Genomic DNA, 26,110 nt, shown 5'->3' with positions numbered 1-26,110 from the left:
CCCTTTCTGGTCGGCTCGGGGGACGTGGTGCGCGGCTGCTCGGCGGAAGGAGTCAGCAGGATGAGTTCGTCTGGGTCAACAGGCCGAGCTTCCAAGGCAGTTGCGAGTAATCGCCGCTCGCGGACGGATCCATTCCCTGGTAGAGGAACTTCAGCCGGCAGGGGTCGATCGTGAGGGTCTGGTCGACACCGTCGCGGATCATCTCGCCGTGACTGAAGTCCGTGGTCCAGGCGGGCTGCCCGGCCGCGAAGGTCACGTTGTTGGAGCGGATGAAGGCGTTCGCCTCGGTTTCCGCCAACGGCGTCCAGGTGCCGTCCAGGCTGTCGGCCGTCCAGGCCCGGAAGTAGCGCCGCCAGTCGGACTTGGTGGCCAGCGCCTCGACGAGCATCAGGTACGTGCCGCTGTCGCCGAGGCGGTAGACGTTGCTCGCCTCGAACAGGTCGAAGCGGCCCGGTTCGGACAGCACGATCGTGGTGTCGCGGAAGCCGTTCGGGAACTCGGCGAGCGTGGTCCGGGAGCGGTACTGGTGACCGTTGCCGTCGTTGAAGAACAGGTAGCAGTCGGTCTTGTCGCAGATCGTCCAGAAGTCCAACCAGCTGCCGGACCCCTTGTTCTCCGTGACGATCGGGGGCTCGCCGTCGAAGAAGTACTTCGGTGCGCTCCAACTGCCGGGCTTGCCGGGGTCGGTGGTGGTGGAGTAGGAGGGCGGACCGGTCTGGTAGACCATGTACCACAGCTTCCGGGGTGCGAAATAGAACACCTGGGGCGCGGCCGCATACCGGTTGCCGATGTTGGGGTTGCTGTCCAGGAAGGTCTGCGGCGCGGCGGACGCCTGCGACCAGTCCGTGAAGCTGGTGTACGCCAGGCTCCACGCACCCGCGGTGTCGGCGGTCGTGGCGTAGACGTGCCAGCGGTTCTTGTAGCGGAACACCGTCGGGTCCTTCACGGAGACGATCGGGTGCGCGGCATCCGGCTTGGGGCTGATCAGCGGCCCGGTCGAGGACCAGCTGAAGGAGTCGGGCAGCGGGTCGGCCCGGCCGGGCGGGGCCCCTTCGGCGGCCGCCGGTCCGGGCGAGAGGGCCGTCAGGACCACGGCGAGCAACGCCAGCACCAGCCCGCTGATGAACGTACGCATCCGTGGAGACGTACGAATCCGTGGAGTCGTCATCGACTCGCCCCTCTCGGAAGGGAAGCATCCGCCGAGCATCGTGGCATGGACATGGCTGCGGTGGAAGCGCTCCCACGCTTCGAAAGGATTCGCGGCACCACTCACCAGGGCTGGCCGAATGTGTTCTGCGCAAGGCGTTGACTAGAAAGCGCTTGCCCCCTACGTTCCGTTCAGCAGTGTGACCCGTCACCGTCATCTCACGGATGGCGACGACGACCGCTGGAGCTTGAGAAGTCAAGGGAACTGCACTCCCTGGACTGCGACGGAACGTCCGGCTCGGTCACTCTGCATCCGCGCGGCGATCAGAATGGCGTACAACATTCACGTACATGACCTACCTGGCACCTTGAAGGGACGCACCCGCATGCGTACTCGCCCCCCACGCAGACATGCGCGAAGATCCGCACTGGCAGCCGGTGCGGCCGCTCTGGCGACGGTGGTCGTCCTGGCCCTTCCCCAGCCGGCCGGAGCGGCCGAGACCTCGCCGATCGGGTTCGGCGGCGGGACGACCGGCGGCGGCAGCGCCTCGGCGGTCACCGTCTCGACACTGGCCGCGTTCAAGACGGCCGTGACCGGCAACTCGGCCAAGGTCGTCAAGGTCAACGGCCTGATCTCGCTGAGCGGTCAGGTCGACATCGGCTCCAACACCACGGTCCTGGGCGTCGGTTCGTCGTCCGGGTTCACCGGAGGCGGGCTGCGGCTGAAGAGGGTGACGAACGTGGTCATCCGCAACCTGAACATCAGCAAGCCGGTCGCGCCCGCCGACGGCATCACCGTCGAGGCGTCGACGAAGGTGTGGATCGACCACAACTCCTTCTCGGCCGACCGCGCGCACGACAAGGACTACTACGACGGCCTGTTGGACATCAACCACGGCGCGGACAACGTCACGGTGTCCTGGAACGCCTTCAAGGACCACTTCAAGGGCTCGCTCGTCGGCCACAGCGACAACAACGCGAGCGAGGACACCGGCCACCTGAAGGTGACGTACCACCACAACCACTTCAGCAACGTCTACTCGCGCATCCCCAGCCTGCGCTTCGGCACCGGGCACTTCTACGACAACTACGTCGTCGGCGCCGAGACGGCCGTGCACTCCCGCATGGGCGCACAGATGCTCGTCGAGAACAACGTCTTCCGTTCGACGAAGGTCGCGGTCACCACGAACCGCAGCAGTGACGTCGACGGATACGCCAACCTGCGTGGCAACGACCTCGGTGGAGCCGCGACCGAGGTCTCGCGGGTCGGCACGTTCACCAATCCGCCCTACAGCTACACGGCAGAGCCCGCCTCCAGTGTCGTCGCCTCGGTGACGTCGGGCGCGGGTGCCGGGAAGCTCTGACCCCCACCGGAGAAGGAAAACGGGACATGACTTCACAGACGCAGCACCGCCGCCGGATTTCCGGGCGGCAAAAGGTCATCGGCAGCCTCGCCTCGCTCGGCTTAACGGTTGGCATGATCATGGCAATCGGCACGACGCCGGCGAGTGCGGCCACCTGGCCGACCCCCAACGGCAGCCAGGGGACCTCCTCCACCATCTCCGTGTCCGGCACCAAGGACTACGGCATGAAGAAGTTCTACGGCACCGGGGACCTGGCCGGTGACGGCCAGGAGGAGGGCCAGGACCCGATCTTCAAGCTCGCGGACGGCGCGGTGCTGAAGAACGTCATCCTCGGCGCCCCCGCCGCCGACGGCATCCACTGCCAGGGCAGCTGCACGCTGCAGAACGTCTGGTGGGAGGACGTCGGCGAGGACGCGGCCACCTTCAAGGGCGGCACGGGCGCCACGTACCACGTGATCGGAGGCGGTGCGAAGAAGGCCGCGGACAAGGTCTTCCAGCACAACGGCGGCGGCACGCTGAACATCTCCAACTTCGCGGTGCAGGAGTTCAAGACGCTCTACCGCTCCTGCGGGGACTGCTCCACGCAGTACACGCGGAAGGTGAACCTCAACACCATCGACGTGACCGGCACGGGTTCCACGGCGCGGATCGTCGGCATCAACGTCAACCGCAACGACGTGGCGACGCTGCGCGGCATCACGATCCGCAACGACGCGAGCCGCAAGGTCATCCCCTGCCAGAAGTACAACAACAACACCGCCGTCGGGACGGGCCCCGACAGCACGAACTGCAAGTACAGCACCTCGGACATCAGCTATAGGTGATCCCCTCCCCTCACGGTGACAGCGGCCGTACGAAGCGTCCCCGCACGGCGCTTCGTACGGCCGCCCCGTCATGCCCGGTGTCCGCGTGCCCACTCCGCTGCGGTGATCTCGCGCCGGTAGACCGCGTACGCGGCGCGCAGCTCCGCCCCCGGCCAGTCGGCGGGGAGCAGTTCGGGCGGCAGGACGGGGTCGGCGAGCAGGTGGCGTACGACGGCCGCGAAGACGGTGAGGCGGTCGGCGGGCCGGTCCGTGCCGACGACGTGGGCGAGCAGCGACCGGGCGGTGGCCGCCCAGGTGTCGAGCGGCCACAGGCTCGCCGCCAGTTCGCGGGCGGGCCCGTCGGGCCGGACCGTGAAATGCCGGGCCACCCGGTCGAGGTCCTCGGGCAGCGGACGGCGCAGGTTGGCGGGCCGGAGCCAGACGCCCTCCCGGAGCTCGGCGAGCCGGAGGCCGGCCAGTCGCGCCCTCAGGTCGGCGCGCTCGGCGGGGCCGCGGCCCGTCGCGGTGATCACGACCATCTCCCAGTCGCCGTCCCACGCGCGCGCGTGCGGCTCGACGGCGTCGTCCTGGCGGCGCTGGCGCTCCAGCAGCCGGTCGCTCAGCCGGTATCCGGTGTCGGTGCGCCGCAGATCCCCCGCGGCCGTCATCCGGCTGAGCGCCGCCCGCAGGGTGGAGCCGCCGACACCGAAGGGCTCCACGGCCCGCACGAGGTCCTTCGCCGTCAGCTCCGGGGGATGCACACCCAGCAGCAGGCTCAGCACGACCGACCGCGCGGACAGCGGACGCAGCTCCAGCTCGGCGTGCTGCGCCGACACGTTGATCCGCATGGGGCCAAACTGTACGGGACGGCTCATGTTGCATGATTGCTGCGACCGAATCAACAGTGCAACACTGGACGCATGGAATACGAGGGATCCGCCACCCACGCCGTCACCAACCAGCCCCCTCCCCTGGCCCCCTACGACGCGTCCGCGGACACGGCCCTGCTCGACGGGCTGCGCCGCGAGGGTGCCGGATGGGCCGAGGAGGGCATCCGGCGGCTCGGGCTCAGGGCCGGCAGCGCCGAGGCGCAGGAGTGGGGCGATCTGGCCAACCGCCACGAACCCGAGCTGCGCACGCACGACCGGTACGGCAACCGCGTGGACGAGGTCGAGTTCCACCCGAGCTGGCACCACCTGATGCGGGCCGCGGTCACCGAGGGGCTGGCCGGCGCGCCCTGGGCGGAGGACCGGGCGGGCGCCCATGTCGCCCGTACCGCGGGCGGGCTGGTGTGGGGGCACACCGAGGCAGGCCACGGCTGTCCGACGTCGATGACGTACGCGGCGATCCCCGCGCTGCGCAGGCAGCCGGAACTCGCCAAGATCTACGAACCCCTGCTGACCAGCCGTGAGTACGAACCGGGCCTCAAGGTGCCGACCGACAAGCGCGGCCTGCTGGCGGGCATGGGGATGACGGAGAAGCAGGGCGGCTCCGACGTCCGGACGAACACCACGACGGCCACGCCCACCGCCGAGTCCGGCGTGTACACGCTGCGCGGGCACAAGTGGTTCACGTCGGCGCCGATGTGCGACCTCTTCCTCGTGCTGGCCCAGGCTCCAGGCGGCCTGTCCTGCTTCCTGGTCCCGCGTGTGCTGCCCGACGGCAGCCGCAACACCTTCCGCATCCAGCGGCTGAAGGACAAGCTGGGCAACCGGTCCAACGCCTCCTCCGAGCCCGAGTTCGAAGGAACCGTCGCCTGGCTGGTCGGCCCCGAGGGGCAAGGCGTCAAGACGATCATCGAGATGGTCAACTGCACCCGGCTGGACTGCGTGATGATGTCGGCCACCCTGATGCGCAAGACGCTCGTCGAGGCGGGGCACCACGTACGCCACCGCAGCGCGTTCGGGGCACGGCTGCTGGACCAGCCGCTGATGCGCAACGTGCTGGCCGATCTGGCGCTGGAGTCCGAGGCCGCGACCACACTCACCCTGCGGCTGGCCGGCGCGGCCGACCGCGTGGCGCGCGGGGACACCGGTGAGGCCGCCTTCCGCCGGATCGCGACCGCCGTGGGCAAGTACTGGGTCACCAAGCGGGGCCCGGCCTTCACCGCCGAGGCCCTGGAGTGTCTCGGCGGCAACGGCTACGTCGAGGAGTCGGGCATGCCCCGGCACTACCGCGAGGCTCCCCTGCTGTCGATCTGGGAGGGGTCGGGGAACGTCAACGCGCTCGATGTGCTGCGGGCGTTGCGGCGTGAAAGGGCGACCGCGGAGGCCCTGTTCGGCGAACTCGCCCTGGCGCAGGGGGCGGACGCCCGGCTGGACACGGCCGTGACGCGGCTGAAGGAGCAGGTGGCCCGGACGTCCGAGGCCGGCGCACGGCGGCTGGTGGAGCTGATGGCCCTGGCCTTGCAGGCCTCGCTCCTGGTCCGGCACGCCCCGCCCGCCGTCGCCGACGCCTTCTGCGCGAGTCGGCTCGGGGGCGACTGGGGGCACGCCTTCGGCACGCTTCCCGACGCCGCCGACCTGGACGCGATCCTGGCGCGGGCGCTGCCCGAGGCGAGCTGATTCTCCGCTGATCCGCCGGGCGCAGCGGTTCTTCGGCCGGTTCGCACACAGTCATCGCACGATTCCGCTTCGTTGTCAGTGCCGTGGTGCAGACTCACGATCAGTGGGACTTCGCCTGGGGAGGACAACGTGTTCACGGGGATCGACGAGGTCGACTGGGCCTCGCTGCGACATGCGTACGGCAGTGCGGAGGACGTGCCCGGATTGCTGCGCGGGCTCGCCTCGGCGGACCGGGCCGAGCGGGAGGTGTCGCTGGACGGGATGTACGGCACCGTGCACCACCAGGGAGACGTGTACGACTCGACGCTCGCCAGCGTTCCGTTCCTGTTCGCGCTCGCGGGGGGTGAGGACGTGCGCGAGCGGGGCGGGATAGTCGAGCTCCTGGTGAGCATCGGGTGGGAGGGCGAGGAACGGGAGGACGGCACCGACTCCCCCGGCACGGCGGCCCGTGCCGCGGTCCGCGCGGGTGCGGAGCTCTTCGTCCGGCTGAGCGGGGACGCGGAGGCGGCGGTGCGCAGGGCGGCCGCGGGCGCGGTCGTGCGGTTCGTCGACGAACCGGCCCGGGTCCTGGGCCTGTTGCGGCAGCGGATCACGGTGGAGCGGGACGACCGGGTTCTGCTCGCCCTGGCGGAGAGCCTCGGCCTGTTCGTACGGCGGCACCCCGGGCACGCCGCCGAGGCTCTGGAGCTGCTGGTGGCGCAGAGCGCGCCGCCGTACGGGCCCGGGCTGCGGCTCGCCGCGCTCGGTCAGCTCGCGGGCTGCGCTCCCGACCGCCTCCCTCCCGACCTGGCGGCCGTCGCCGTCCGGCTGCTCAGGGAGAGGTCCGCGCTGCGGCCGGTCGGGCAGCCGGAGGCCGAGGGTCCCGGCGAGGACACGCTCGTCGGCCGGCTGCGGCGGCTGCGCCCCTCGGACGAGGAGGGCTCGCAGCTGCTGCGGACCCTCCACACCGCGCTCGACGACCGGGTGAGCGACCGGATCGCACTCCTCGACGGGCAGTTGACCAGCCCGGATCCGACCGACCGGTGCAACGGCGTGTGGATGTCCGCGGGGCTGCTGCGCGAGTGGCGGGCGGACTGCACCGGGCTCGTCGCACTGCTCGGCGCTCAGTCGGGTGCGCCGGAGGACCGGCTGCGCGATGCGGCGGTGTCCGTCCTCGTGGATCTCTTCCACCTCGCCGCTCCCGCCGCCGACGGCCTCGCCGCACTGGTGACATCCCGACCCGATCTCTGGGTGCGGTCGTGGGAGCGCGGGGTGCCGACGCTCGGCGGCCCGCTCAAGGCCCTGGCCAGGAGCGGGGATCCGCGGGCGGTGCCGGTGCTCGCCGAAGTGCTGGCAGGACCGGTCGTGCCGGCTGATCTGGGGCAGGTGATCGGTCACCTCGGCGGGGACGCGGCCCCGCTGGCGCCCGCGGTGCGGCGCAGGCTCGGTGAGATCCCCCTCGACTCGCCCGAGACCTCCGCCCGGGCCGTGCCACTGGTGACGGCGCTCACCGCCCTGGGTGACCGGGAGGCCGTGCCGGAGGTGATGCGGCTGGTGCACGGCATACCCGTCGGCCTCCGGCCGGACGACGCGCACGTGGGACCCGTCCTGCGGGCGCTGGGCGCGTTCGGGCCCGCCGCACGTGAGGCGATACCGGTGCTGCGGGGCCTGCTGGACAGCGCGTGCGCGAGCGCGGCGGCACGTGCCCTGTGGGAGGTGGAGGGGGACGCGTCCGTCGTCCTTCCTGTTCTGCTGCGGGAGTTGGCGGCCGAGGAGGCCCATCGTCGGCGGTCGGCCGCGGAGGTGCTGTCGCGGCTGGGGCCGGCGGCCGCTCCCGCGCCGTCCGGGCTGCGGCGCATGACGGAGGCCGACTGGGTGTGGGAGCGGGTGACGGCCGCATGCGCGCTGTGGCGGATCGACGGGTACGGCGAGTACGGCAGGGACGTCGCACACCACGGGTACGACGGGGATACAGAACCCGTCCTTCCGGTGCTGCGCGCCGCTTGGACGGAGCACCCGCACACACGCGGCGCGGTCGCCGAGTGCCTCGTCGAGGCGGGACCATCGGCCGCGGCACCCCTGCGGGACCTGCTGGAGACGGAACTGTCCGCACCGCGGCGCCACTTGGCGCTGCTCAGGGGATACCGCGGTCACGACATCCTGAAGGACGAGCGGTTGCTGCGGGCGTGCCGGAAGCTGCTGCGGGGCGAGTAGTGCGGCCGGGGGACGGGTTTGTGCCGTGCGGCGGGTGTGGCTCTGGGCCGCGGCGCGGGTGGCTCCGGGCCGTGCGGCGGCGTGTGGCCGTGCCGGTTACTGTCATGGGCACGTCGATACGACGGCAGGCGCCGCCCTCGCCACCGCCCTCGCCGCCGTCATCGCCCACCGGTCTCCCGCCGTCAGCCCGCGCTCAGCCGGCCGTGCGCCTCCACAGCGGACCGAACCGCGCCCACTCGGCGTCCCACTCCTCCAGGCGGCGGCGCTCCAGGCGGCCGCGCAGCGCACGGCCGCCGACGAAGGGAACGGCCCCGGCGGTCACCCCGATGAGGCCGCCGATCATGGCGGCCCGCACCCTGGCCTGGGTCGCGGTGGCGGGCTTCGTCACCAGTCGGCCCTCCGGGTCCGTCCACACCGTGACCGGAGCCCCGAGGGCGCTGCCCGGCCGGACCCGGGCCTGGCCCGTGTGCGCGGAGCCGTCCGCCACGGTCCAGCGCACCTCGGCCCACACCCGATCCCCGCTGGACCTGCCGGAGTGCGTGGTGGCCGTTCCGGGAGCGGGTTCGGTGAGGTGCGCCACGACCGGTCGCCACTCGGCACGTTCCCGGGCCAGGTCGTGCTCGACGGACCGGGCGACCGCCAAACCGGCGAGCACCCCGGCGAGGACGGTGAACACCCAGGCGCCCAGCAAGACCCAGCCCTCCAACCAGTCGGCCCGACGTTTGAGCGGATTGCGCCGCCAGCGCCACAGCCACACCTTCCGACCACGGAACGCCATCGAAGGCATCCTCCTCACGAGCACACGAACATGCCGGACCGCCCTCCCATACGTCAGACGTGTCCTGGATGCTCACGGCGGGTTTCCCGACTCGGCGCCCCCAGGCCTCCCTCTCCCGTGCGTGGCAGCTCGCGGAAAGCGGCCTCCGGTTCCCCGCGGTCGGCTGCATCGCCACTCTGACCTGCTGCGAAGCGCTTTCCGGGGGTGAGTGTCAGTGGTGGGGTGCAGACTGGCCGGTGTCTGAGACGAAGACGTCGCGGAGGTGATCGGCATGACCGAAGTACTGCTCGCCGTGGGCACACGCAAGGGCCTGTTCATCGGGCGCAGAAAGGGCAGCGCGTGGGAGTTCGACGAAAGCCCCTACTTCAACGCACAGGCCGTGTACTCGGTCGCCATCGACACCCGGGGCGACCGCCCACGGCTGCTGGCCGGCGGTGACAGCGCGCACTGGGGTCCGTCGGTGTTCCACTCCGACGACCTGGGCCGGACGTGGACGGAACCGGCACAGCCCGCCGTGAAGTTTCCCAAGGACACGGAGGCGTCGCTGGAGCGGGTCTGGCAGCTGCACCCGGCGGCCGCGGAACCGGACGTGGTCTACGCGGGCACGGAACCCGCCGCGCTGTACCGCTCCGAGGACCGCGGCGAGAGATTCGAGCTCGTCCGGCCGCTGTGGGAGCACCCCACGCGGTCGCAGTGGGTGCCGGGCGGTGGCGGTGAGGGTCTGCACACCGTGATCACCGACAAGCGGGACCCGCGCGCGGTGACGGTGGCGGTGTCGACGGCCGGGGTGTTCCGTACGAAGGACGGCGGCGCGAGCTGGCAGCCGTCCAACTCCGGCGTCTCCGCGGTGTTCCTTCCGGATCCGAACCCGGAGTTCGGCCAGTGCGTGCACAAGATCGCGCAGGACGCGGCGACGCCGGACCGGCTGTACCTGCAGAACCACTGGGGGGTGTACCGCAGCGACGACGCCGGCGCGCACTGGACGGACATCGGCGAGGGCCTGCCCTCCACGTTCGGCTTCGCGGCGGCCACCCATCCCCACCGGGGCGACACGGCGTACGTCTTCCCGATCAACGCCGACGCGGACCGGGTGCCCGCCGACCGGCGCTGCCGGGTCTTCCGTACGGGGGACGCCGGCAAGACCTGGGAGCCGCTCACGGCGGGCCTGCCGCAGGAGGACCACTACGGCACGGTGCTGCGGGACGCGATGTGCACGGACGACGCGGACCCGGCGGGCGTGTACTTCGGCAACCGCAACGGCGAGGTGTTCGCGTCGGCCGACGACGGTGACAGCTGGCGGCAGCTGACGTCGCACCTGCCGGACGTGCTGTGTGTGCGGGCCGCGGTGGTCGGGTGACTCGGAGCGGATCTCGGCTCGGCCGAATGCCCTGCGGGCCTTCCAGCAGCCCTTCGACGAAGCGGGGGTCCTGATCGCCGGTCAGGACCCCCACTCGACGCCGGGGCACGCGGGCATCAGCTGTCGGACATGCGGCGGCGCTTGTGCGGTTCGCCGCGAGCGTCCGGAACCGTAGGTCGGCGATCGCCTCGAACGGCTCTCACAACGCCGACACTAGATGGTGATCGCGAGTTGCTCGTCCGTGAACGTGCCGTGCGGTGGGTTGACGTCGCTCTCGCCACCTCTGCCGTCGCATCCCCGGTCGGGGTTGAACATCAGGTACGTGCCGGAGGAGCAGGTGATCCACATCTCGGCGTCTCCACCGAGCACGGTGCTGCCGGACAGGTTGGCTCCGCCCTGCACGATCGCGTTGTCCTTGACGACGACACTGCCGCTGATCGTCGCTCCGGAGTTGACCCAGGCGAGGCCCTCGATACGGGCGTTGCCGGTCACGGTCGAGTTGCCGAAGACCGCGGCGCGCGGGCCGACGTAGGCGGTGGAGGCGACGTTGGCCCGGTTGTCGACCCAGCCTCCGCCGTTGGAGTGCCAGTGGCCGCCGCCGGTCGCGGCCGGCTTCTGGTACCCGGACTCGTGGCCTGAGGGAACGGCGCCGCTGATACGGAACTCGTAGGCGTAGCGGTGGTTCTTGGTGTAGCCGTCGAGGAACGCGTAGTGGTGCACCCTGCTCGGTGTGCCGGTGACGACGAGGTAGACCTCCTTCTCGCCCGGCTGGGTCTGGAAACTGATCTGGCCATCGGGGCTGCTGGAGAGGGCCCCGTAGCGCGGAACGCCGTTCCTGACGGCCACGAACCCGTACGACCAGCCGGCGGCGTCCGAGGTGGTGTGCCCCTTCAGGTGCAGCTTGATCAGAGCACCGTCACTGGACGGCACCAGCTTGATCTTGTTGTAGCCGTAGTCCGAGGGGGCCAGGGCGTCCGGGATCGCGTAGTGGCCGGTCGACTTGTTGACCGCGTTCACCGGGACCCCGTTGTAGGCGTTGATGAAGCCCGCGCCGTACACGTTGTTGATGAACGGCATGAAGCGGCTGCGGTTGGAGTAGTCGAAGGTGACCTGGCGCTGGGCGTACTCGGCGATCCTCGTGTTCAACTGAGCCTGTGTCAGGTTGTTGATGCGCCGGTACGTCTCGAGCGGATGCTCGTTGTTGCGTGCCTGGTTCCAGAGGTCGTTGAAGGTCTTGATGCCGCCGTACTTGTCGACGAGGTACTGCACGAGCATCCAGTTGCCGTAGTGGTGGCGGCTGGAGGAGTACGCCAGGTTCTCGGTGCGCAGGAACCGGGTCAGATCACCGGCACCCCCGTTCGGGTAGACCTGCATCGCCATGAACTCGGCGCTGGTCTCCCAGAACGTCCCGGCCGACGGGTCGGTGAAGCCGACACCCCCGCCCTTGCCGAGGAAGGTGTAGTTCTGGAAGACGTGGCCGAGCTCGTGGGCCAGGCCCCAGGAACCGGGCGCCGCCGCGGCGGGCGCGATGTTGATGACCCCGACCCTGCCGTCGGCCGAGCCGCCGGTGGCCCAGGCGTCGAGGGCACCGCGGTTCCAGGTTCGCGTGATGATCACGTCGATCTTGTGCTGGGCCAACAGGCCTGTTTCCGGCGTGAACTTCATGGTGTTCACGTAGTAGGAGTACAGGTTCTCCAGCTGGCCGAGGATGTTGTCCGGGTCGAACCGGTAGTCGCCGGGGGCGTTCTTCGGGTCGGTACCCGACTTCTCACCCCACAACAGGATGAAGTTGGCCGACTCCCGGGTGCGGTTCTGCGCCCACGGAACCTCGCCGGCCGCGGCCCAACTGGGCGGAATGTAGACGCTCTTGGCGGCTGCCGCGGTCTGCGAGGCGGCCTGCGAGGCGGTGTCCGGGCGGGCCGACGCGGGAGTGATTCCGAGGGCCACACCCAGCGCACCCACCGCCAACAGGACAGCTAGGCGACGTGAGCATGCCAATAATCTTCGTGCGGTCGTCATGTGGGGGGTCTCCGTTCGACGGATCGAATCGGCTGTATGCGACGTGCGGAGTTGCGCCATGGTGCCATGGGAGCGCTCCCGCCACCAGACAAGCGCAGCCGTGAAAAATTCCGTCGCCGCTGAGAGCTCATCCCGCCGAAAGCCTTTTCGCCTGAGGAAAACCATCAGCCACCCGTCTCTCTTGACAGTGCATACGCTCGCCTCTACGTTGCGAAAACCTTTCAGGTCAGACGTCATTGCTCCTTACCTGACCCGGCCCCGTAGCCAGCGGCTGAGGCTCCTGGGAGACCTCGCCGGAGAACGTCAGCACCATCGTGAGCCAACGCCTGCTGTCAACCCGACAGGGAGCATCCGATGAGAAGACGGAAGACGGCGGCCCTGCGTGGGTCCGCCACCGGGGACCCGGCCACGCCGGGGATGAGCGCCCTCGACATCCGGGCGCTCCATGGGCCTCCGGGGAATCCAGGGCATCGCGGAACGGCGGGCCTGTCATGAAGCGCCTCCTCATCGCACTGGCGCTCCTCATCGGTTCCGTCTGTTCCGCGACCCCGGCCGCCGCCGCGCAGACCATCGGGTTCCCCACCTTCAGCGGACCCGCGATCCCGGCCCCGCCCGTCGCCCACACGACGGGCGACATGATGAAAGCCATCTACGACGCGGAGAGCTCGGGAACCGACTTCTGGATGGACCGCCTGCTCGCCCGCTCCGGCAACGACCCGGCCGGCCCCTGGCTGATGAGCCGTGGGCGGGCCGTCTTCATGAAGGAGCACGACCCCTCCCGGCTCGGCTTCGGCGGCAAGGTCGCCTACTGGGAGAGCATCAACGACAACAACGCCTACACCATCGCGGTGACCCCGGGCACCTTCACCGAACAGGTCTCCCAGCGCCGACAGGCGCCCAGCCACTGGAAGAGCGTGCACACCAGCGGCTCGATCACGGTCGACCAGACGAAGTTCATCACGGACAACAACGTCGCCGTGACCAACCTGTCGATCAAGAACAACGGTACGAGCTCCACCACGCTGCAGTTACGGGCGACTTCCCCGTACGCCACCACGGGTACCGGAAGCGAACTGACCGGGCAGGTGAACGCCTACAACAACCTCACCACCATCCGTCCCCGGCTCACCGGCGACGGGTTCACCGTCTCCAGCGGCGGGCTCAGCCGCTCCGTGACCATCGCGGCCGGAGCCACGGTGACCACCAAGGTGGTGATGGGCTTCGTCACCGACGAGATCCCCGAGTCCCTCACGGAGTACAACGCCTACGCGGGCCACTCCCCCACCACCGCGTTCGCGACCCACGTCAGGGACTACAACCGGTGGTGGGCGCAGAACGTGCCCTATATCGACGTACCCGAGCCCGCGATCAAGAAGAGCATCTACTACCGGTGGTGGCTGATGCGCTTCAACAGCCTCGACGCCGACATCCCAGGGCAGACCTTCCAGTTCCCGACCTCGACCGAAGGCGTCCTCGGCTACAACAACGCGATCGCCCTCACCCAGCCCATGCACATCGACGACCTCAAGTACCTGCGCGACCCGGCCTACGCCTACGGCGACTGGCTGAGCGTCGGCCAGACCTCCAAGGGCGGCCGCTTCCTCGACAACCCCGGTGACCCGGAGAACTGGTCCAACAGCTACACCCAGTACATCGCCGAGGCGGCCTGGAAGAGCTACCAGATCCACGGCGGCCAGCCGGGCATCGCCGCGAACCTGGCCAGATACGCCGAAGGTGACGTCAAGGGCCAGCTCGCGCACTACGACCACGACAACAACAAGCTCATCGAGTACGACTGGGGCGCCCTGACCGGCAACGACGCCGACGCGGTCTCCTTCCACTGGAAGCCCAACACCAACATGGACCGTGCCGAGTCCGCCTACCAGTACAGCGGCGCGCTCGCCGCCGCGCAGGCCTACGAGGCGATCGGCAACACGGCCAAGGCCACCGAGATGCGCACGCTGGCGAATCAGATCAAGGACGCGATCGTCAATGTGCTGTGGAACCCGAACCGGCAGCTGTTCGAGCACCGGTTGAAGCCGACGAACGAGTGGGTGCCCTGGAAGGAGATCAACAACTACTACCCCTTCTCGGTCGGAGCCGTCCCCAACACGGCGACCTACAAGCAGGCGCTCCGGCTGTACGACGATCCGGCGCAGTACCCCGTCTTCCCGTTCTACACGGCCAACCAGGTCGACAAGAAGGCGGCGGCCGAGGCCGGGGAGCCGGGCTCCAACAACTTCTCCACCATCAACTCCACCGTACAGTTCCGGCTCTACTCCTCGGTGCTGCGCAACTACCCCAACTCCTGGATGAACGCGACCGACTACAAGAAGCTGCTGTACTGGAACGCCTGGTCGCAGTACATCGGCGGCAACACCCAGTGGCCCGACGCCAACGAGTTCTGGGCCGACTGGAACGGCAGCTCGATCAACTACCGCTCCTGGATCCACCACAACATCCTCGGCAGCAGCAACTGGACGGTGATCGAAGACGTCGCGGGGCTTCGGCCGCGCAACGACGCCAAGGTCGAGCTCTCCCCGATCGACATCGGCTGGAGCCACTTCACCGTCAACAACCTCCGCTACCGGGGCGCCGACCTGACCATCGTCTGGGACGACCCGGCCGACGGCGTGGTGCGCTATCCCGGCGTCCCGGAGGGCTACTCGATCTACGTCAACGGCAACCGCGCCGCCACCGTCAGCTCGCTGGTGCCCTTCACCTGGGACCCGGCCACCGGCGAGGTCACCACGAGCGGCACGGTCACGCACCACACGTCCGTCCCCGGCCTCAAGGCCCCCCACCAGGTCGTGCAGAACAGTCCCCGGATGGTCGACATGCTCGCCAAGGCCGGCGTCGACCTGACCGCCGACCTGACCAACCTGGCCTCCGGGGCGACCGTGTCCGCGTCCCACACCGGATCCGGCAGCAACGTCTCCGGCGCCGTCGACGGGTACCCCACCAACGAACCGTTCTGGGGTGCCGCAGGCTCCTCCAACAGCCAGGACTGGTACGAGCTGGACTTCGGCACCACCCGCACGCTCAACGAGGTGCGCCTGTACTTCAAGGACAGCCGACCGGCGAGTACTACCTACCGGGCGCCGTCCGCGTACGCCATCCAGTACTACAACGGCAGTTCATGGGTGAACGCGCCCAGCCAGACCAAGAGCCCGGCCGCACCACGGGCCAACTACAACCTGGTGCGGTTCCCCTCCCTCACCGCCCAGCGCATCCGGGTTCTGGCCACCAACGTCTCGGGTGCCAAGACGGGCCTCACCGAGGTCAAGGTGTACAACCGGGGCGGCGCCCAGCCACCGGCCAACCTGGCGACATCCGCGACGGCCTCCGCCTCGTACACCTCTTCCTGGGAGAGCGTCACCGCGGTCAACGACGGGATCGACCCGCCCTCCTCCAACGACACCGTGAACCCGCGCTGGGGCACCTGGCCGGAGACCGGTCAGCAGTGGGCCGAGCTGACCTGGCCGTCAGCGAAGACCATCGACAAGGCCGAGGTGTACTTCTTCGACGACGACCAGGGCATCGACATGCCCTCCTCCTGGAAGCTCCAGTACTGGAACGGCAGTGCCTACGTCGACGTGGCGGGGGCGAGCGGCTACCCGCTGGCCAAGAACCAGTACAACACCGTCACGTTCACCGCCACGAACACCACGCGACTGCGTCTGCAGCTCACCGGTAACGGCTCCAACTCCGTCGGCCTCCTGGAAGCAAAGGTGTACGGCCCGTGACTCGTTCCAGATGTCTGTCCACGCTCTTAGGCGCACTCACCATGCTGGTCGCCTTCCTGGTGGCGCCTCCCCCCGCTGCCGCAGCCGTCACGTTCACCTCGACCGGGGTGAACCAGACCGGCGGCAACTGCCTCGACCTGCCGAACAGTTCGTCGGCCAACGGAACACAGCTGCGCGCCTTCACGTGCGGCACCGGCGCGAACCAGAGCCTCGGCTTCACCCCGGTCTCGGGGACGAGCGACACGTACACGATCACCACCCAGTCCGGCCAGTGCGTCGACGTCCACGGCGCGTCCACGGCCGACAACGCCGCGATCATCCAGTGGCCCTGCCACAACGGAACGAACCAGCAGTGGCGTCTCGTCCCAGTGACGGTGAGCGGCACCGACAAGACCTTCAACCTGGTCTCCGTCAGCTCGGGCAAGTGCGTCGCCCCGAGCGGCGGCTCGTCGGCGTCGAACACCAACCTGGTGCAGCTGCCGTGCGCCACCGCGAACGGCAGGGTGTGGCGGCTGCCCGGCTTCACGGGCGGCGGCACGAGCCCGCGCACGTTCACCAACCCGATCGCCCAACGCGGCCCCGACCCCTGGCTGACGTACCACGACGGCTACTACTACCTCGCCACCACGACCTGGAACTCGACGGTCACCATGCGCAAGTCCACAACCTTGGGCGGGCTCGCCACGGCCAACGAACAGGTGATCTTCAACCTGACCCGGCCCAACGGGGCGGGCACGATGTGGGCCCCTGAGTTCCACCTGCTCGACGGCCCCAACGGGAAGCGCTGGTACTTCTACTACACCGCCGGACGGGAGCCGTACGACCTCGGCACCCAGCGGATCCACGTACTCGAGAGCGCCGGCCTCGATCCGATGGGGCCCTACAGCTTCAAAGCCGACCTGCTCGACCCGACCCAGGACAACACCTGGGAGCTGGACCCGGGCATCCTCCAGCTGAACGGCAAGCTCTACCTGCTCGGCACCTTCTACAACGGCTCGCAGCCCATGTTCATCCGACCGCTGTCGAACCCGTGGACCGCCAGTGGCACCCGCCGTGTGCTGTCCACCCCGACCTACAGCTGGGAGACGGTGGGCGGCGCGGTCAACGAGGGCGCCGAGGTCCTCCAGCGGGGCGGCAAGACCTTCATCGTCTACTCCGCCAGCCACTGCTCCACGCCCGACTACAAGCTGGGGATGCTCACCTACAACGGCGGCGACCCGCTCAACTCCTCCTCCTGGGTCAAGTCACCGAACCCGGTCTTCCAGCGGTCCAACGCGGCCGGCGTGTACGGCCCCGGCCACAACGGCTTCTTCAAGTCGCCCGACGGGACCGAGGACTGGATGGTCTACCACGCCAGCAACTCCGCAAGTGGTGGCTGTGACATGAACCGCTCCACCAGGGCGCAGAAGTTCACGTGGAACGCGGACGGCACCCCGAACTTCGGCACCCCGGCGGCCCTCGGCGTCCCGCTGACCTCGCCGTCGGGCGAGTAGCCGGCCGATCACGTGAGCCTTCTGTTCCGGACCGGCTGCCGTGGTCCAGGGCCGCTACGGTCTACGGCAGCCGCCAGTCCACCTGCTGTTCACCCTGCTTGAGCAGCAGCTCGTTGGCCCGGCTGAACGGACGCGAGCCGAAGAAACCCCGGTCCGCCGACATCGGCGAGGGATGGGCGGACTCGATCGACGGGAGGTCCCCGAGCAACGGCCGCAGATTGCGCGCGTCACGCCCCCACAGGATCGACACCAGCGGCTTGCCCCGCGCGGCCAGCGCCCGGATCGCCTGCTCGGTGACGTCCTCCCAGCCCTTGCCCCGATGCGCACCAGGGCTGCGCGGTGCGGTGGTGAGCGCTCTGTTGAGCAGCAGTACGCCCTGCCGGGTCCACGGCGTGAGGTCCCCGTTGGACGGCCTGGGCAGCCCCAGGTCGGAGTGCATCTCCCGGAAGATGTTCTCCAGACTGCCCGGCAACGACCGCACCTCGGGCGCCACCGCGAAACTCAACCCGATGGCCATTCCAGGCGTGGGGTAGGGATCCTGACCGACGATCAGGACACGGACGTCGTCGAAGGGCTGCTGGAAGGCCCGTAGGACGTTCTCTCCAGCCGGAAGGTAGGTCCGGCCGGCCGCTATTTCGGCGCGGAGGAAATCGCCCATGGCCGCGATGCGTTCGGCCACAGGTTCCAGAGCCTTCGCCCAGCCTGCTTCAACGAGTTCATGGAGAGGTCGTGGTGCCACGGCGCGTCACTCTACTGGCCCGCACCGACACCCCGCACAGAGAGGAGGGGCCCCGCGCGGGCGACCGCCGCTCGGCGCTACCCTTCCTCCCCGTCGAAACACTCGAGACACTCGGGTCGGTCGAGTCGGTCGAGTCGGTCGGGTCGGTCGAGCGCATCGCGCAACCGGTCACCTGGAAGAAGGAGGGGCGCTTGTCGCGTCCAGTGGTCGAGCGGCGTCTGCCGTGACCGGCGTGGGGGACGGGATCCTCGCCGTCGACTCCGGCGGCTCCGGTCTTCGCATCGTTGTCGGCGCCGCCGGATCCGGCGGGACCGGCCCGCGGGCCCAGTGGGAGTCCCGGGAGCCGGTGCGGACAGGTGACCGCGGCATCGACGCGGTGCACTTCATGGAGCAACTGGTGCCCCTGGTGCGCGCGGCGGTCGCCGAGACGGGTGTCGGCGGGCTGGGCACGGCCGTGATCGGCGCCGCCGGGCTCGCCACGCTGGGCGATGCGCTGCGCGCCGAACTCCCGGCCGCCCTGGCACACGAGTTCGGTGTGCGCACGGTCGCCCTCGTCGCGGACGCCGTCACCGCCTACGTCGGCGCCCTCGGCCCACGGCCCGGTGCGGTCGTCGCCGCCGGTACCGGTCTGATCGCGATCGGCACCGATCTGACGCGCTGGCGCCGCGCGGACGGCTGGGGGCATCTGCTCGGCGACTGCGGCGGCGGCGCCTGGATCGGCCGGGCCGGGCTGGAGGCGGCGCTGCGCGCCCACGACGGCCGGGAGGGCGGCTCGGCCCGGCTGCTGGCGTGCGCCGAGCAGTTGTTCGGCCCGATGCCCCAACTGCCCGGCAAGGTCTATCCGCGCCCCGACCGTCCCGCCGTCCTCGCCTCCTTCGCACCCCGGGTGTCGGCATGTGCCGCCGATGACGACCCCGTCGCCGCGGGCATCCTGCGTGCGGCGGCCCGGCACATGGCCGACTCCGCGACCGCCGTCTGCCCGTCCGACGGCGAGCCCCGCCTCGCCCTCACCGGCGGCCTGTTCAAGATGGGCGACCCTCTCGTCGTACCGCTGGAGGAGGAGCTGGCGAGGCGGCTGCCCCATGCCCGGCGGGTGCCGGCCGAGGGGGACCCGCTGCACGGCTCGGTCCGCATCGCCACCGGCCTGGCAGCCGGTTCGTTCACCCTTCCGGGTGCGGAGAAGATGCTGTACGTGGTGACCACGAAAAGGTGATTGATTCGGCCGTCGGGAAACCCGCTGATCACTTCAGACCCGTACTCAACTCATCCGTACGTAACTCATCAGACAAAACCGGACGGATACCGCTCACCTGCACCCTCCCCGAACAGGGGAGCCCAAGAAGCCAGTAACATGCGACGCCATGAGCTCCCCCACTGGGCCCGCGTCCGGCCTGCCAGTACGAATGCCGCGACCCCGCCAGCCCGGACGGCACCGCCGTCCGGAGCCCCTGGCGGCTCCCGATGGTGCGCCCGCGCTCGTCCTCGCGGTGCCGGGCACTCCGGGCACCGCCACGCGCAGTCTCGCCGCGGAGGTCGTGAGCATCGCCCGCTCCGAGCTCCCCGGCCTCGACGCCCGGATCGGGTACCTGGACGGGGGCGACGCGGAGTTCCCCGCGCTGCAGGCCGTGCTCGCGCACGCCGCCGAGGAGCGCACCGCGCGCTATGAGCAGGCCCGAGCCGCCGGTATGGACGTCAGGGAGCCCGACGGCCCGGTGGCCGTCGTCGTACCGCTGCTGGCCGGCCCGGACAGCGCGCTGCTGCGCCGGATCCGCCAGGCCGTCATGGACAGCCGGGTCGCGGCCGAACTGACCGATGTACTGGGTCCCCACCCGCTGCTCGCCGAGGCGCTGCACGTGCGCCTGTCGGAGGCCGGTCTGGCTCGCGCCGACCGTGCGCGCCTGTTCACCGTGGCGACCGCCGCGGACGGCATCATCCTGGCCTCCGTGGGCGGCGACGAGGCCGTGCAGGCGGCCGGGATCACCGGCATGCTGCTCGCCGCGCGCCTGGCCGTGCCGGTGATGGCGGCGGCCCTCGACCAGGAGGGCTCGATCGCGTCCGTCGCCGAGCAGCTGCGGTCCTCGGGCTCGCAGCAGCTGGCGCTGGCGCCGTACCTGATAGGGCCGGAGATCGACCCGACGCTGATCACGGAGGCGGCCAGGGAGGCGGACTGTTCCGCCGCGGAGGCGCTCGGCCCCTACCCGGCCATCGGCAAGCTCGCGCTGGCCAAGTACACGACCGCGCTCGGCATCGCCCCGCAGCAGCCGCAGGGCACGCCGGTCCGCTGACGCACCGCGCCTTCACGTTCGTACGGCGAAAGGGCCCGCTCCCCACGCAAGCGGGCCCTTCGCCATGTCCGCCGGGTGTCAGTCCAGGATCACGCAGGAGGCCGCCGGCACTTCGACCGAGCCGCCGTAGCGCGGCAGTCCCGTGTCCGGGTCGACGGCGAACCAGGACACGTCGCCGGAGCGCTCGTTCGCGACGTACAGGAATCCGTCGGACGCGGTGATCGCCCGTGGCCAGTGGCCGCCGCAAGGCACCGTGCCGAGCAGCCGCAGGCCGCCCTCCTCGTCTGCGTCGGCGTCGAATACGGAGAGGACGTCCTCGCCGCGCGTGGCGGTCCACACGAAGCGGCCGTCGGGCGCGGCGACGATGCCCGACGGGTAGGCGTCGCCGTCCGGGGCGCCGGGCAGCACCGGCGTCTCGGCCAGCGGCTGCAATGTGCCGTCCGCGGGGTTCCAGCGGCAGACGGTGACGGTGGGGGTGAGCTCGTTGAGCACGTACGCGTGCCGGCCGTCCGGACCGAAGGCGAGGTGGCGCGGTCCGGAGCCCGGCCGCAGGGCGATCTCGCGGTGCGGTACGAGACGGCCGTCGGCCAGTGTGCACACGCGTACCGAGTCCGTGCCGAGGTCGACGCTGACGGCCCAGCGTCCGCTCGGGTCGGGCTGCACCTGGTGCGCGTGCGGCCCTTGCTGGCGGGGCGTGTACGGGCCCGAGCCGGTGTGCCGGAGCACGCCGGACGGGGCGTCGGCGAGGGTGCCGTCGGCGCGGACGGGCACGGCGGTCACACTGCCGGAGCCGTAGTTGGCGGTCAGTACGTGACCCGCGTGGACACTGAGGTGGGTGGGCCCGCTGCCGTCGACCGGTACCGGCGGGCCGGCCGGTTCGGGCTTGTCGCCGGTCACGCGGTACGCGGCCACCGCGCCCTCGGCCGTCTCGCTGACCGCGTACAGCGTGGCCCTGTCGGGCGAGAGCGCCAGGTACGACGGGTCGGGGAGGCCCTTCACGCTGCTCAGGACGGTGAGCGCGCCGCTGTCCGGGTCCACGGCCGCCGTCACGATGCCGGGGCCCCCGGCCGCCGTGAAGGATCCGATGAAGGCCCGCCCTCTCCGCCTGCCGCCGTCTGTCACCGCAGTCCCCTCTCGGTGCTGTGCCGTTCGGGGTGACGGTAGCAGTCGATCACGCGAGGTCTAGACCAAGAGGACAGGATTCACGGTCGCCGGGACGGGCCCCGTGACTCAGGCACCCACCAGCGGAGAACCTGACGATGCCCGCAGGGGCGTGGCCAGTTCGGCGAGGGCGCGCTCCAGGCCGTGCAGATGGGCCAGCGCGGGTTCCGCCGCGTGCGGCTGGGGCGCGAGCAGCGGGGTGGCGTTCTCGCGGGTGCCGCCGGTGAGTGCCTCGACCGCGGTCTCGACGCGCCGGCACGCGGTGGTCAGCCGCGCGTCGTGCGAGGCCTCCGGGTCGGCGGCGACGGCGACCAGGCCACGGATCTCACGGGCGCAGTCGTCGAGCAGCGCCAGCACCCGGCGGGCACGCCGCTTGCGGCCGAGCATCGGGTTGAGGGGATGCACGAGGGGGGCGACGGACAGCCGTACCCGGCCGAGCAACTGCTCCAGTTCCGCGACGCGGGGTGCGGGGTCGGCGGTCTCGGAGCCGGCGAGGCGGGCGGCGGCCTCGGCGGTGCAGGCGTGGACGCAGCGCAGGGCCCGCTGGATCCAGCCGTCGGTGACGGTGTGGGTGGTGACGGGCAGGACGAAGAGCACCGCCAGCACGGCACCGAGCGCGCCGATACCGGTCTCCGCGAACCGCAGCGCGAGCAGTGCGGGGTCGAGGACGCCCAGGAGGCCGTAGAGGAGCTCCGCGAGGACGGTCACACAGAGCATCATCCAGGTGTACGAGACCGCGGCGGTGTAGAAGATGCCGAAGACGCAGGCGGTCAGGAGCACGGCGGTCGGCAGGGCGGCCCCGTCGAGCGGCACGGCGACGAGCAGGCCGAGCCCGATGCCGATCACGGTGCCGAGGACCCGGCGGAAGCCGCGCACCAGGGTTTCGCCGCGCGAGGTGGTGTTCACGAAGACCCACCAGGTGGCGCCGACGGCCCAGTACCAGCGCTGCCCGGACACCAGCTGGCCCACCACCAGGGCGAAGCCCGCGCCGGCGGTGGCCTGGATCGCCTGGCGGGTGGTCACGCGGGCGAGGCCGGTGCCGCCGGGCGGGGCGGGCACGGGGGCCGGGGGCAGGCGACGCTCGTAGCACCACAGGCCGAAGCGGACGGCCGCCGCGGTGAGCACGGACAGCAGGACGGCGGCGTACAGCTCGGGCAGCCGGTCGGTGGTCGCGTGCAGGAACTGCGCCACGAAGAAGGTCATGAACGCGAACACGCCGAGACTGTGCCCGCGCGGACCCCAGCGGCGCGCGTACACGCCCGCGCCGACCACGGCGAGGAAGGTGAGGTCCCGGGCGACGGGGTGGTCGTGCAGTTCGGCCGCGGCGGCGAGCACGGGCAGTCCGACGGCGGGCAGCAGCGCGGTGGTGACCGCCTGGCCGCGGACCGTGGCGTCGGTGACCGTGAACAGGGCGAGCAGCGCGGTGAGTCCGCCGGTGACGGCTCCGACCAGCGAGTACCCGGCGATCCCGCACACGATGACCGCCGGCCCGATGCCGAGCACGGCCCGCGCGGCGAAGCGCAGCCGCGCCCGCCCCGGGTCCGGCGCCACGAACATCCTCTTCAGCACTGCTTCCCGCTCCCTTCGACACCGGTGGACGACTTCGACACCGGTGGACGACGGCATGAAAAAGGCGCCGCGGGATCCGCAGCGCCATCGACGCGTCCATCACAGCATCAAGGGCCCACCTGGCTCAAGTGTCGCCTAGAATGCTGGGCCATTGGCACAGACATGACGGCTCCGGCACGTCCGCCGGCGAGCCAACGGACCATGCTCGACCATGTATCTCGACCATGTACCTCGACCATGTATGAGGAGACCGGGCACCATGGCCGTCGACGAGCTCGACACCCGCATCCTGCGGCTGCTGCTGGAGCAGCCCCGCACGAGCGTGCGCGAGTACGCCCGCATCCTCGGGGTCGCGCGCGGCACGCTCCAGGCCCGTCTCGACCGCCTGGAGCGGGACGGGGTGATCACCGGCACGGGGCCGTCCCTGTCCCCCGCCGCCCTCGGCCACCCGGTGCTCGCCTTCGTGCACATCGAGGTCACCCAGGGACATCTGGACGACGTGGGCGACGCGCTGGCCGCCGTACCGGAGATCGTCGAGGCCTTCTCGATCACGGGCGGCGGGGATCTGCTGACGCGGGTGGTGGCGCGGGACAACGCGCATCTGGAGGACGTGATCCAGAAGCTGATCAGCCTGCCGGGCGTCGTCCGCACCCGCACCGAGGTGGCCCTGCGGGAGCGCGTCCCGCACCGGTTGCTGCCGCTGGTGGAGTCCATCGGGCGAGCTGCTCGGAAATGACCTTTGACATCCTGGGTTCATGAGCAACCTCGGCGACACCGCAGTCATCTTCGATCTCGACGGAACGCTCGTGGACAGCGAGCCGAACTACTACGAAGCGGGTCGGCAGACTCTCGCCGAGCACGGCGTCCCGGACTTCACCTGGGCGGACCACGAGCGGTACGTCGGCATCGGCACGCAGGACACGGTCGCCGACTGGAAGGGGCGGTACGGGCTGGGCGCCCCGGTGGAGGAGATCCTGGCCGCCAAGAACCGCCGGTATCTGGAACTGGCCCGCGCCTCCACGCGCGCGTACCCCGAGATGCGGAAGTTCGTGGAGCTGCTGGCGGGCGAGGGGGTCCCGATGGCGGTGGCCTCGGGTTCGTCGGCCGAGGCCATCGACGCGATCCTGGCCGGCACGGGCCTGGGTTCGTATCTGCGGACCGTCGTGTCGGCGGACGAGGTCGCCCAGGGCAAGCCCGCTCCCGACGTGTTCCTGGAGGCGGCCCGCCGGCTCGGCGCGGCCCCGGCCGCCTGCGTGGTCCTGGAAGACGCGGCTCCGGGCGCCGCCGCCGCGCACGCGGCCGGTATGCGCTGCATCGCGATCCCGTACGTGGCCGCACAGGCCGACGCCCCGGAGTTCGCCACGGCCGATCTGCTGCTGCCCGGCGGCCAGGCCGAGTTCACGGCGCGGACCGCGTACGACTGGCTGATGAACTCGACTCCGGCCGCCTGATCCGAGTTCGCCACTGGTGGCGGCCGACTGCTCCCACGGGCGGGCGGCGACAAGGTGGTGAGTACGGCGCGGAAGGCGTCCTTCGCGTCCTGGCGGAGCGGACGTGCGGAAACCCGGTGCTGTGCGGCGCCGGGTTTCCGAGGAGCAGGTCCCGGGCCGGTGGCGGGGCCCGCGCTACGGCTTGCGGCGGGGCTTGCCGCGCCGTGCGCCCTTGGAGCCGCCTCCGGTGCCGGAACCGCCCGCACCGTCCCGCGCACCGGATGCACCCCGGGCGCCCTTTCCGGTCGACCTGCCCGCCGTCGGCTTGCGTCCGCCGCTCTTCTCGGGCCGCTTGCGCTCCGCCTCGGCCGGGGGCTTGGCGCGACCGCGTGTGCTGTTGACCGTCCGGCCGCGGACGATGCCGATGAAGTCCTCGACCAGATCGGTGGTCGCGTCCTCGGGCCAGGACAGCGCGACGCTCGACTGGGGTGCGTCCACGACCGGCCGATAGGTGAGGTCCCGGCGGTGGTGCAGGCGGGCCAGGGACTGGGGGACCATGAGGAGGCCGATGCCCGCCGCGACGAGTTCCACGGCGTCCGCCGTGGTGGCGGGGCGCTCGAAGGCGGGTTCTCCCGGCGGCCGCTCCCAGTCCAGGACGTCGTCGAGGGGATGCAGCACGACCTCCTCGGCGAGGTCGGCGCACGACACCTCGTCCGCCGCCGTCACGAGGTGGTCCTTGGGGACCACGACGACCGTCGTCTCGGTGTAGAGGGGGATCGCGCTGAAGACCGTACGGTCGACCGGGAGCCGTACGAACGCCGCGTCGGCGTCGCCGCCGCGCAGGACGTCGGATGCCTCGGCGGCCGGGACCGTGATGAGCTCCAGGGGGACGTCGGGCAGGCGTTCGTTCCAGATTCGCACCCATTTGCCGGGGGTCACGCCGGGGACGTACGCGAGGCGGAACGAAGGGGATGCTGCCGAGCCTGTCACCACGCCAGGCTACCCGCCGTGGTCGGACCTCTCGTACGCGGTCGATAGTCTGGACAGCATGAAGTCGCACCAGACCACCCAGACGATGAAGCCCGCGACCGCGGCGAAGAAGCTGGGTGTGTACCTCCCGGCCACACCCGCAGAGTTCCAGGAGGGCGTCGTCACGCGCTCCGAGCTGAACGAACTGCAGGCGAATCCGCCCGAGTGGCTGCGGGAACTGCGACGCCAGGGCCCGCACCCGCGTCCGGTGGTCGCGGCGAAGCTCGGTGTATCCATCGCCGGTCTGGCGCGCGGCGGGGTCACCGAGGCGCTGACCACCGAGCAGATCGAGGCGCTCAAGGAGGAGCGGCCCGAGTGGCTGGAGAAGGAGCGCGCCACCCAGGCCGAGGTCCGCAAGGAGGCCGCGCGGATCAAGGAGAAGAACGCGGAGCGGGCCGAGCGTTCCTGACCTCCCCCGGGGGCCGCGCACTCGA

At 70.6% G+C, this 26,110-nt stretch carries 21 protein-coding genes and 1 pseudogene; 14 read left to right on the top strand and 8 right to left on the bottom strand.

The window, feature by feature from the left end:
• Positions 1-52 precede the first annotated feature (52 nt).
• Positions 53-1,135, bottom strand: coding sequence for a non-reducing end alpha-L-arabinofuranosidase family hydrolase (locus tag Q4V64_RS48570; RefSeq protein WP_172629524.1), 1,083 nt, complete (start codon positions 1,133-1,135; stop codon positions 53-55).
• Between the two features lie 397 nt (positions 1,136-1,532).
• Here Q4V64_RS48570 and Q4V64_RS48565 point away from each other — a divergent pair, with 397 nt between their 5' ends.
• A complete protein-coding gene (locus Q4V64_RS48565) occupies positions 1,533-2,510 on the top strand; it encodes a pectate lyase (RefSeq protein WP_124444478.1) in 978 nt (325 codons plus the stop codon).
• A 26-nt stretch (positions 2,511-2,536) separates the two neighbouring features.
• Positions 2,537-3,334, top strand: coding sequence for a pectate lyase (locus Q4V64_RS48560; protein ID WP_124444477.1), 798 nt, complete (start codon positions 2,537-2,539; stop codon positions 3,332-3,334).
• Between the two features lie 68 nt (positions 3,335-3,402).
• Here Q4V64_RS48560 and Q4V64_RS48555 read toward each other — a convergent pair whose 3' ends face one another.
• Positions 3,403-4,161 (bottom strand): PaaX family transcriptional regulator C-terminal domain-containing protein, encoded by a 759-nt coding sequence (locus Q4V64_RS48555; protein ID WP_124444476.1) that lies wholly within the window; start codon positions 4,159-4,161, stop codon positions 3,403-3,405.
• A 72-nt stretch (positions 4,162-4,233) separates the two neighbouring features.
• Here Q4V64_RS48555 and Q4V64_RS48550 point away from each other — a divergent pair, with 72 nt between their 5' ends.
• A complete protein-coding gene (locus Q4V64_RS48550) occupies positions 4,234-5,877 on the top strand; it encodes an acyl-CoA dehydrogenase family protein (protein ID WP_124444475.1) in 1,644 nt (547 codons plus the stop codon).
• A 129-nt stretch (positions 5,878-6,006) separates the two neighbouring features.
• Positions 6,007-8,070: a HEAT repeat domain-containing protein gene (locus tag Q4V64_RS48545; RefSeq protein ID WP_124444474.1), complete on the top strand. Its 2,064-nt coding sequence runs from the start codon at positions 6,007-6,009 to the stop codon at positions 8,068-8,070.
• A 193-nt stretch (positions 8,071-8,263) separates the two neighbouring features.
• Here Q4V64_RS48545 and Q4V64_RS48540 read toward each other — a convergent pair whose 3' ends face one another.
• A complete protein-coding gene (locus tag Q4V64_RS48540) occupies positions 8,264-8,848 on the bottom strand; it encodes a hypothetical protein (RefSeq protein ID WP_124444473.1) in 585 nt (194 codons plus the stop codon).
• Between the two features lie 271 nt (positions 8,849-9,119).
• Between Q4V64_RS48540 and Q4V64_RS48535 the strand changes: the two genes are divergently transcribed.
• The gene (locus Q4V64_RS48535; RefSeq protein WP_124444472.1) at positions 9,120-10,205 is read left to right on the top strand and encodes an exo-alpha-sialidase; all 1,086 of its coding nucleotides are present in this window, start codon (positions 9,120-9,122) and stop codon (positions 10,203-10,205) included.
• A gap of 25 nt (positions 10,206-10,230) precedes the next feature.
• Positions 10,231-10,326, top strand: a pseudogene (locus Q4V64_RS48530) (uracil-DNA glycosylase); the annotation flags it as partial.
• Positions 10,327-10,418: 92 nt separating this feature from the next.
• On the opposite strand, the gene Q4V64_RS48525 reads toward Q4V64_RS48530, so the two are convergent.
• Positions 10,419-12,167 carry a DUF6055 domain-containing protein gene (locus Q4V64_RS48525; RefSeq protein WP_253267384.1) on the bottom strand — a complete coding sequence of 583 codons (1,749 nt, stop codon included), beginning with the start codon at positions 12,165-12,167 and terminating at the stop codon, positions 10,419-10,421.
• A gap of 548 nt (positions 12,168-12,715) precedes the next feature.
• Between Q4V64_RS48525 and Q4V64_RS48520 the strand changes: the two genes are divergently transcribed.
• Together Q4V64_RS48520 and Q4V64_RS48515 are read left to right on the top strand one after the other, a co-directional pair.
• On the top strand, positions 12,716-15,970 hold the full coding sequence (locus Q4V64_RS48520) for a discoidin domain-containing protein (protein WP_124444470.1): 3,255 nt from the start codon (positions 12,716-12,718) through the stop codon (positions 15,968-15,970).
• Positions 15,967-17,463, top strand: a complete 1,497-nt coding sequence (locus tag Q4V64_RS48515; RefSeq protein ID WP_124444469.1) for a family 43 glycosylhydrolase — start codon at positions 15,967-15,969, stop codon at positions 17,461-17,463. The genes Q4V64_RS48520 and Q4V64_RS48515 overlap by 4 nt, the downstream gene beginning before the upstream one ends.
• Positions 17,464-17,524: 61 nt before the next feature.
• Here Q4V64_RS48515 and Q4V64_RS48510 read toward each other — a convergent pair whose 3' ends face one another.
• On the bottom strand, positions 17,525-18,202 hold the full coding sequence (locus tag Q4V64_RS48510; protein ID WP_124444468.1) for a uracil-DNA glycosylase: 678 nt from the start codon (positions 18,200-18,202) through the stop codon (positions 17,525-17,527).
• Here Q4V64_RS48510 and Q4V64_RS48505 point away from each other — a divergent pair.
• From Q4V64_RS48505 to Q4V64_RS48495, 3 genes are all read left to right on the top strand, one after another.
• Positions 18,193-18,429, top strand: a complete 237-nt coding sequence (locus Q4V64_RS48505; protein ID WP_303714776.1) for a hypothetical protein — start codon at positions 18,193-18,195, stop codon at positions 18,427-18,429. The two genes, Q4V64_RS48510 and Q4V64_RS48505, sit on opposite strands and share 10 nt — an antisense overlap.
• Positions 18,426-19,415 (top strand): BadF/BadG/BcrA/BcrD ATPase family protein, encoded by a 990-nt coding sequence (locus Q4V64_RS48500; protein ID WP_124444467.1) that lies wholly within the window; start codon positions 18,426-18,428, stop codon positions 19,413-19,415. Before Q4V64_RS48505 ends, Q4V64_RS48500 begins: the two co-directional genes overlap by 4 nt.
• A 148-nt stretch (positions 19,416-19,563) precedes the next feature.
• Entirely contained in the window at positions 19,564-20,487 is a 924-nt protein-coding gene (locus Q4V64_RS48495; RefSeq protein ID WP_124444466.1) for a hypothetical protein, read from the top strand.
• 78 nt (positions 20,488-20,565) lie between these two features.
• On the opposite strand, the gene Q4V64_RS48490 is transcribed toward Q4V64_RS48495, so the two are convergent.
• Entirely contained in the window at positions 20,566-21,609 is a 1,044-nt protein-coding gene (locus Q4V64_RS48490; protein ID WP_124444465.1) for a lactonase family protein, read from the bottom strand.
• 108 nt (positions 21,610-21,717) lie between these two features.
• Entirely contained in the window at positions 21,718-23,217 is a 1,500-nt protein-coding gene (locus Q4V64_RS48485) for an FUSC family protein (RefSeq protein ID WP_124444464.1), read from the bottom strand.
• Between the two features lie 259 nt (positions 23,218-23,476).
• On the opposite strand from Q4V64_RS48485, the gene Q4V64_RS48480 reads away from it, so the two are divergent.
• Both Q4V64_RS48480 and Q4V64_RS48475 read left to right on the top strand, forming a co-directional pair.
• Complete coding sequence (locus tag Q4V64_RS48480; protein ID WP_124444463.1) at positions 23,477-23,953, top strand: Lrp/AsnC family transcriptional regulator; 477 nt, start codon at positions 23,477-23,479, stop codon at positions 23,951-23,953.
• Between the two features lie 19 nt (positions 23,954-23,972).
• A complete protein-coding gene (locus Q4V64_RS48475) occupies positions 23,973-24,668 on the top strand; it encodes an HAD family phosphatase (protein WP_124444462.1) in 696 nt (231 codons plus the stop codon).
• Between the two features lie 174 nt (positions 24,669-24,842).
• Here the strand turns inward: Q4V64_RS48475 and Q4V64_RS48470 are convergent, their stop codons facing one another.
• Positions 24,843-25,637 carry a LysR family substrate-binding domain-containing protein gene (locus Q4V64_RS48470; protein ID WP_124444461.1) on the bottom strand — a complete coding sequence of 265 codons (795 nt, stop codon included), beginning with the start codon at positions 25,635-25,637 and terminating at the stop codon, positions 24,843-24,845.
• Between the two features lie 58 nt (positions 25,638-25,695).
• On the opposite strand from Q4V64_RS48470, the gene Q4V64_RS48465 reads away from it, so the two are divergent.
• A complete protein-coding gene (locus Q4V64_RS48465) occupies positions 25,696-26,085 on the top strand; it encodes a DUF5997 family protein (protein ID WP_124444460.1) in 390 nt (129 codons plus the stop codon).
• The last annotated feature ends 25 nt before the right edge of the window (positions 26,086-26,110 follow it).

The organism is Streptomyces sp. NL15-2K (assembly GCF_030551255.1).
Lineage (GTDB): Bacteria > Actinomycetota > Actinomycetes > Streptomycetales > Streptomycetaceae > Streptomyces.
This window is presented reverse-complemented; position numbering and strand designations above follow the sequence as displayed.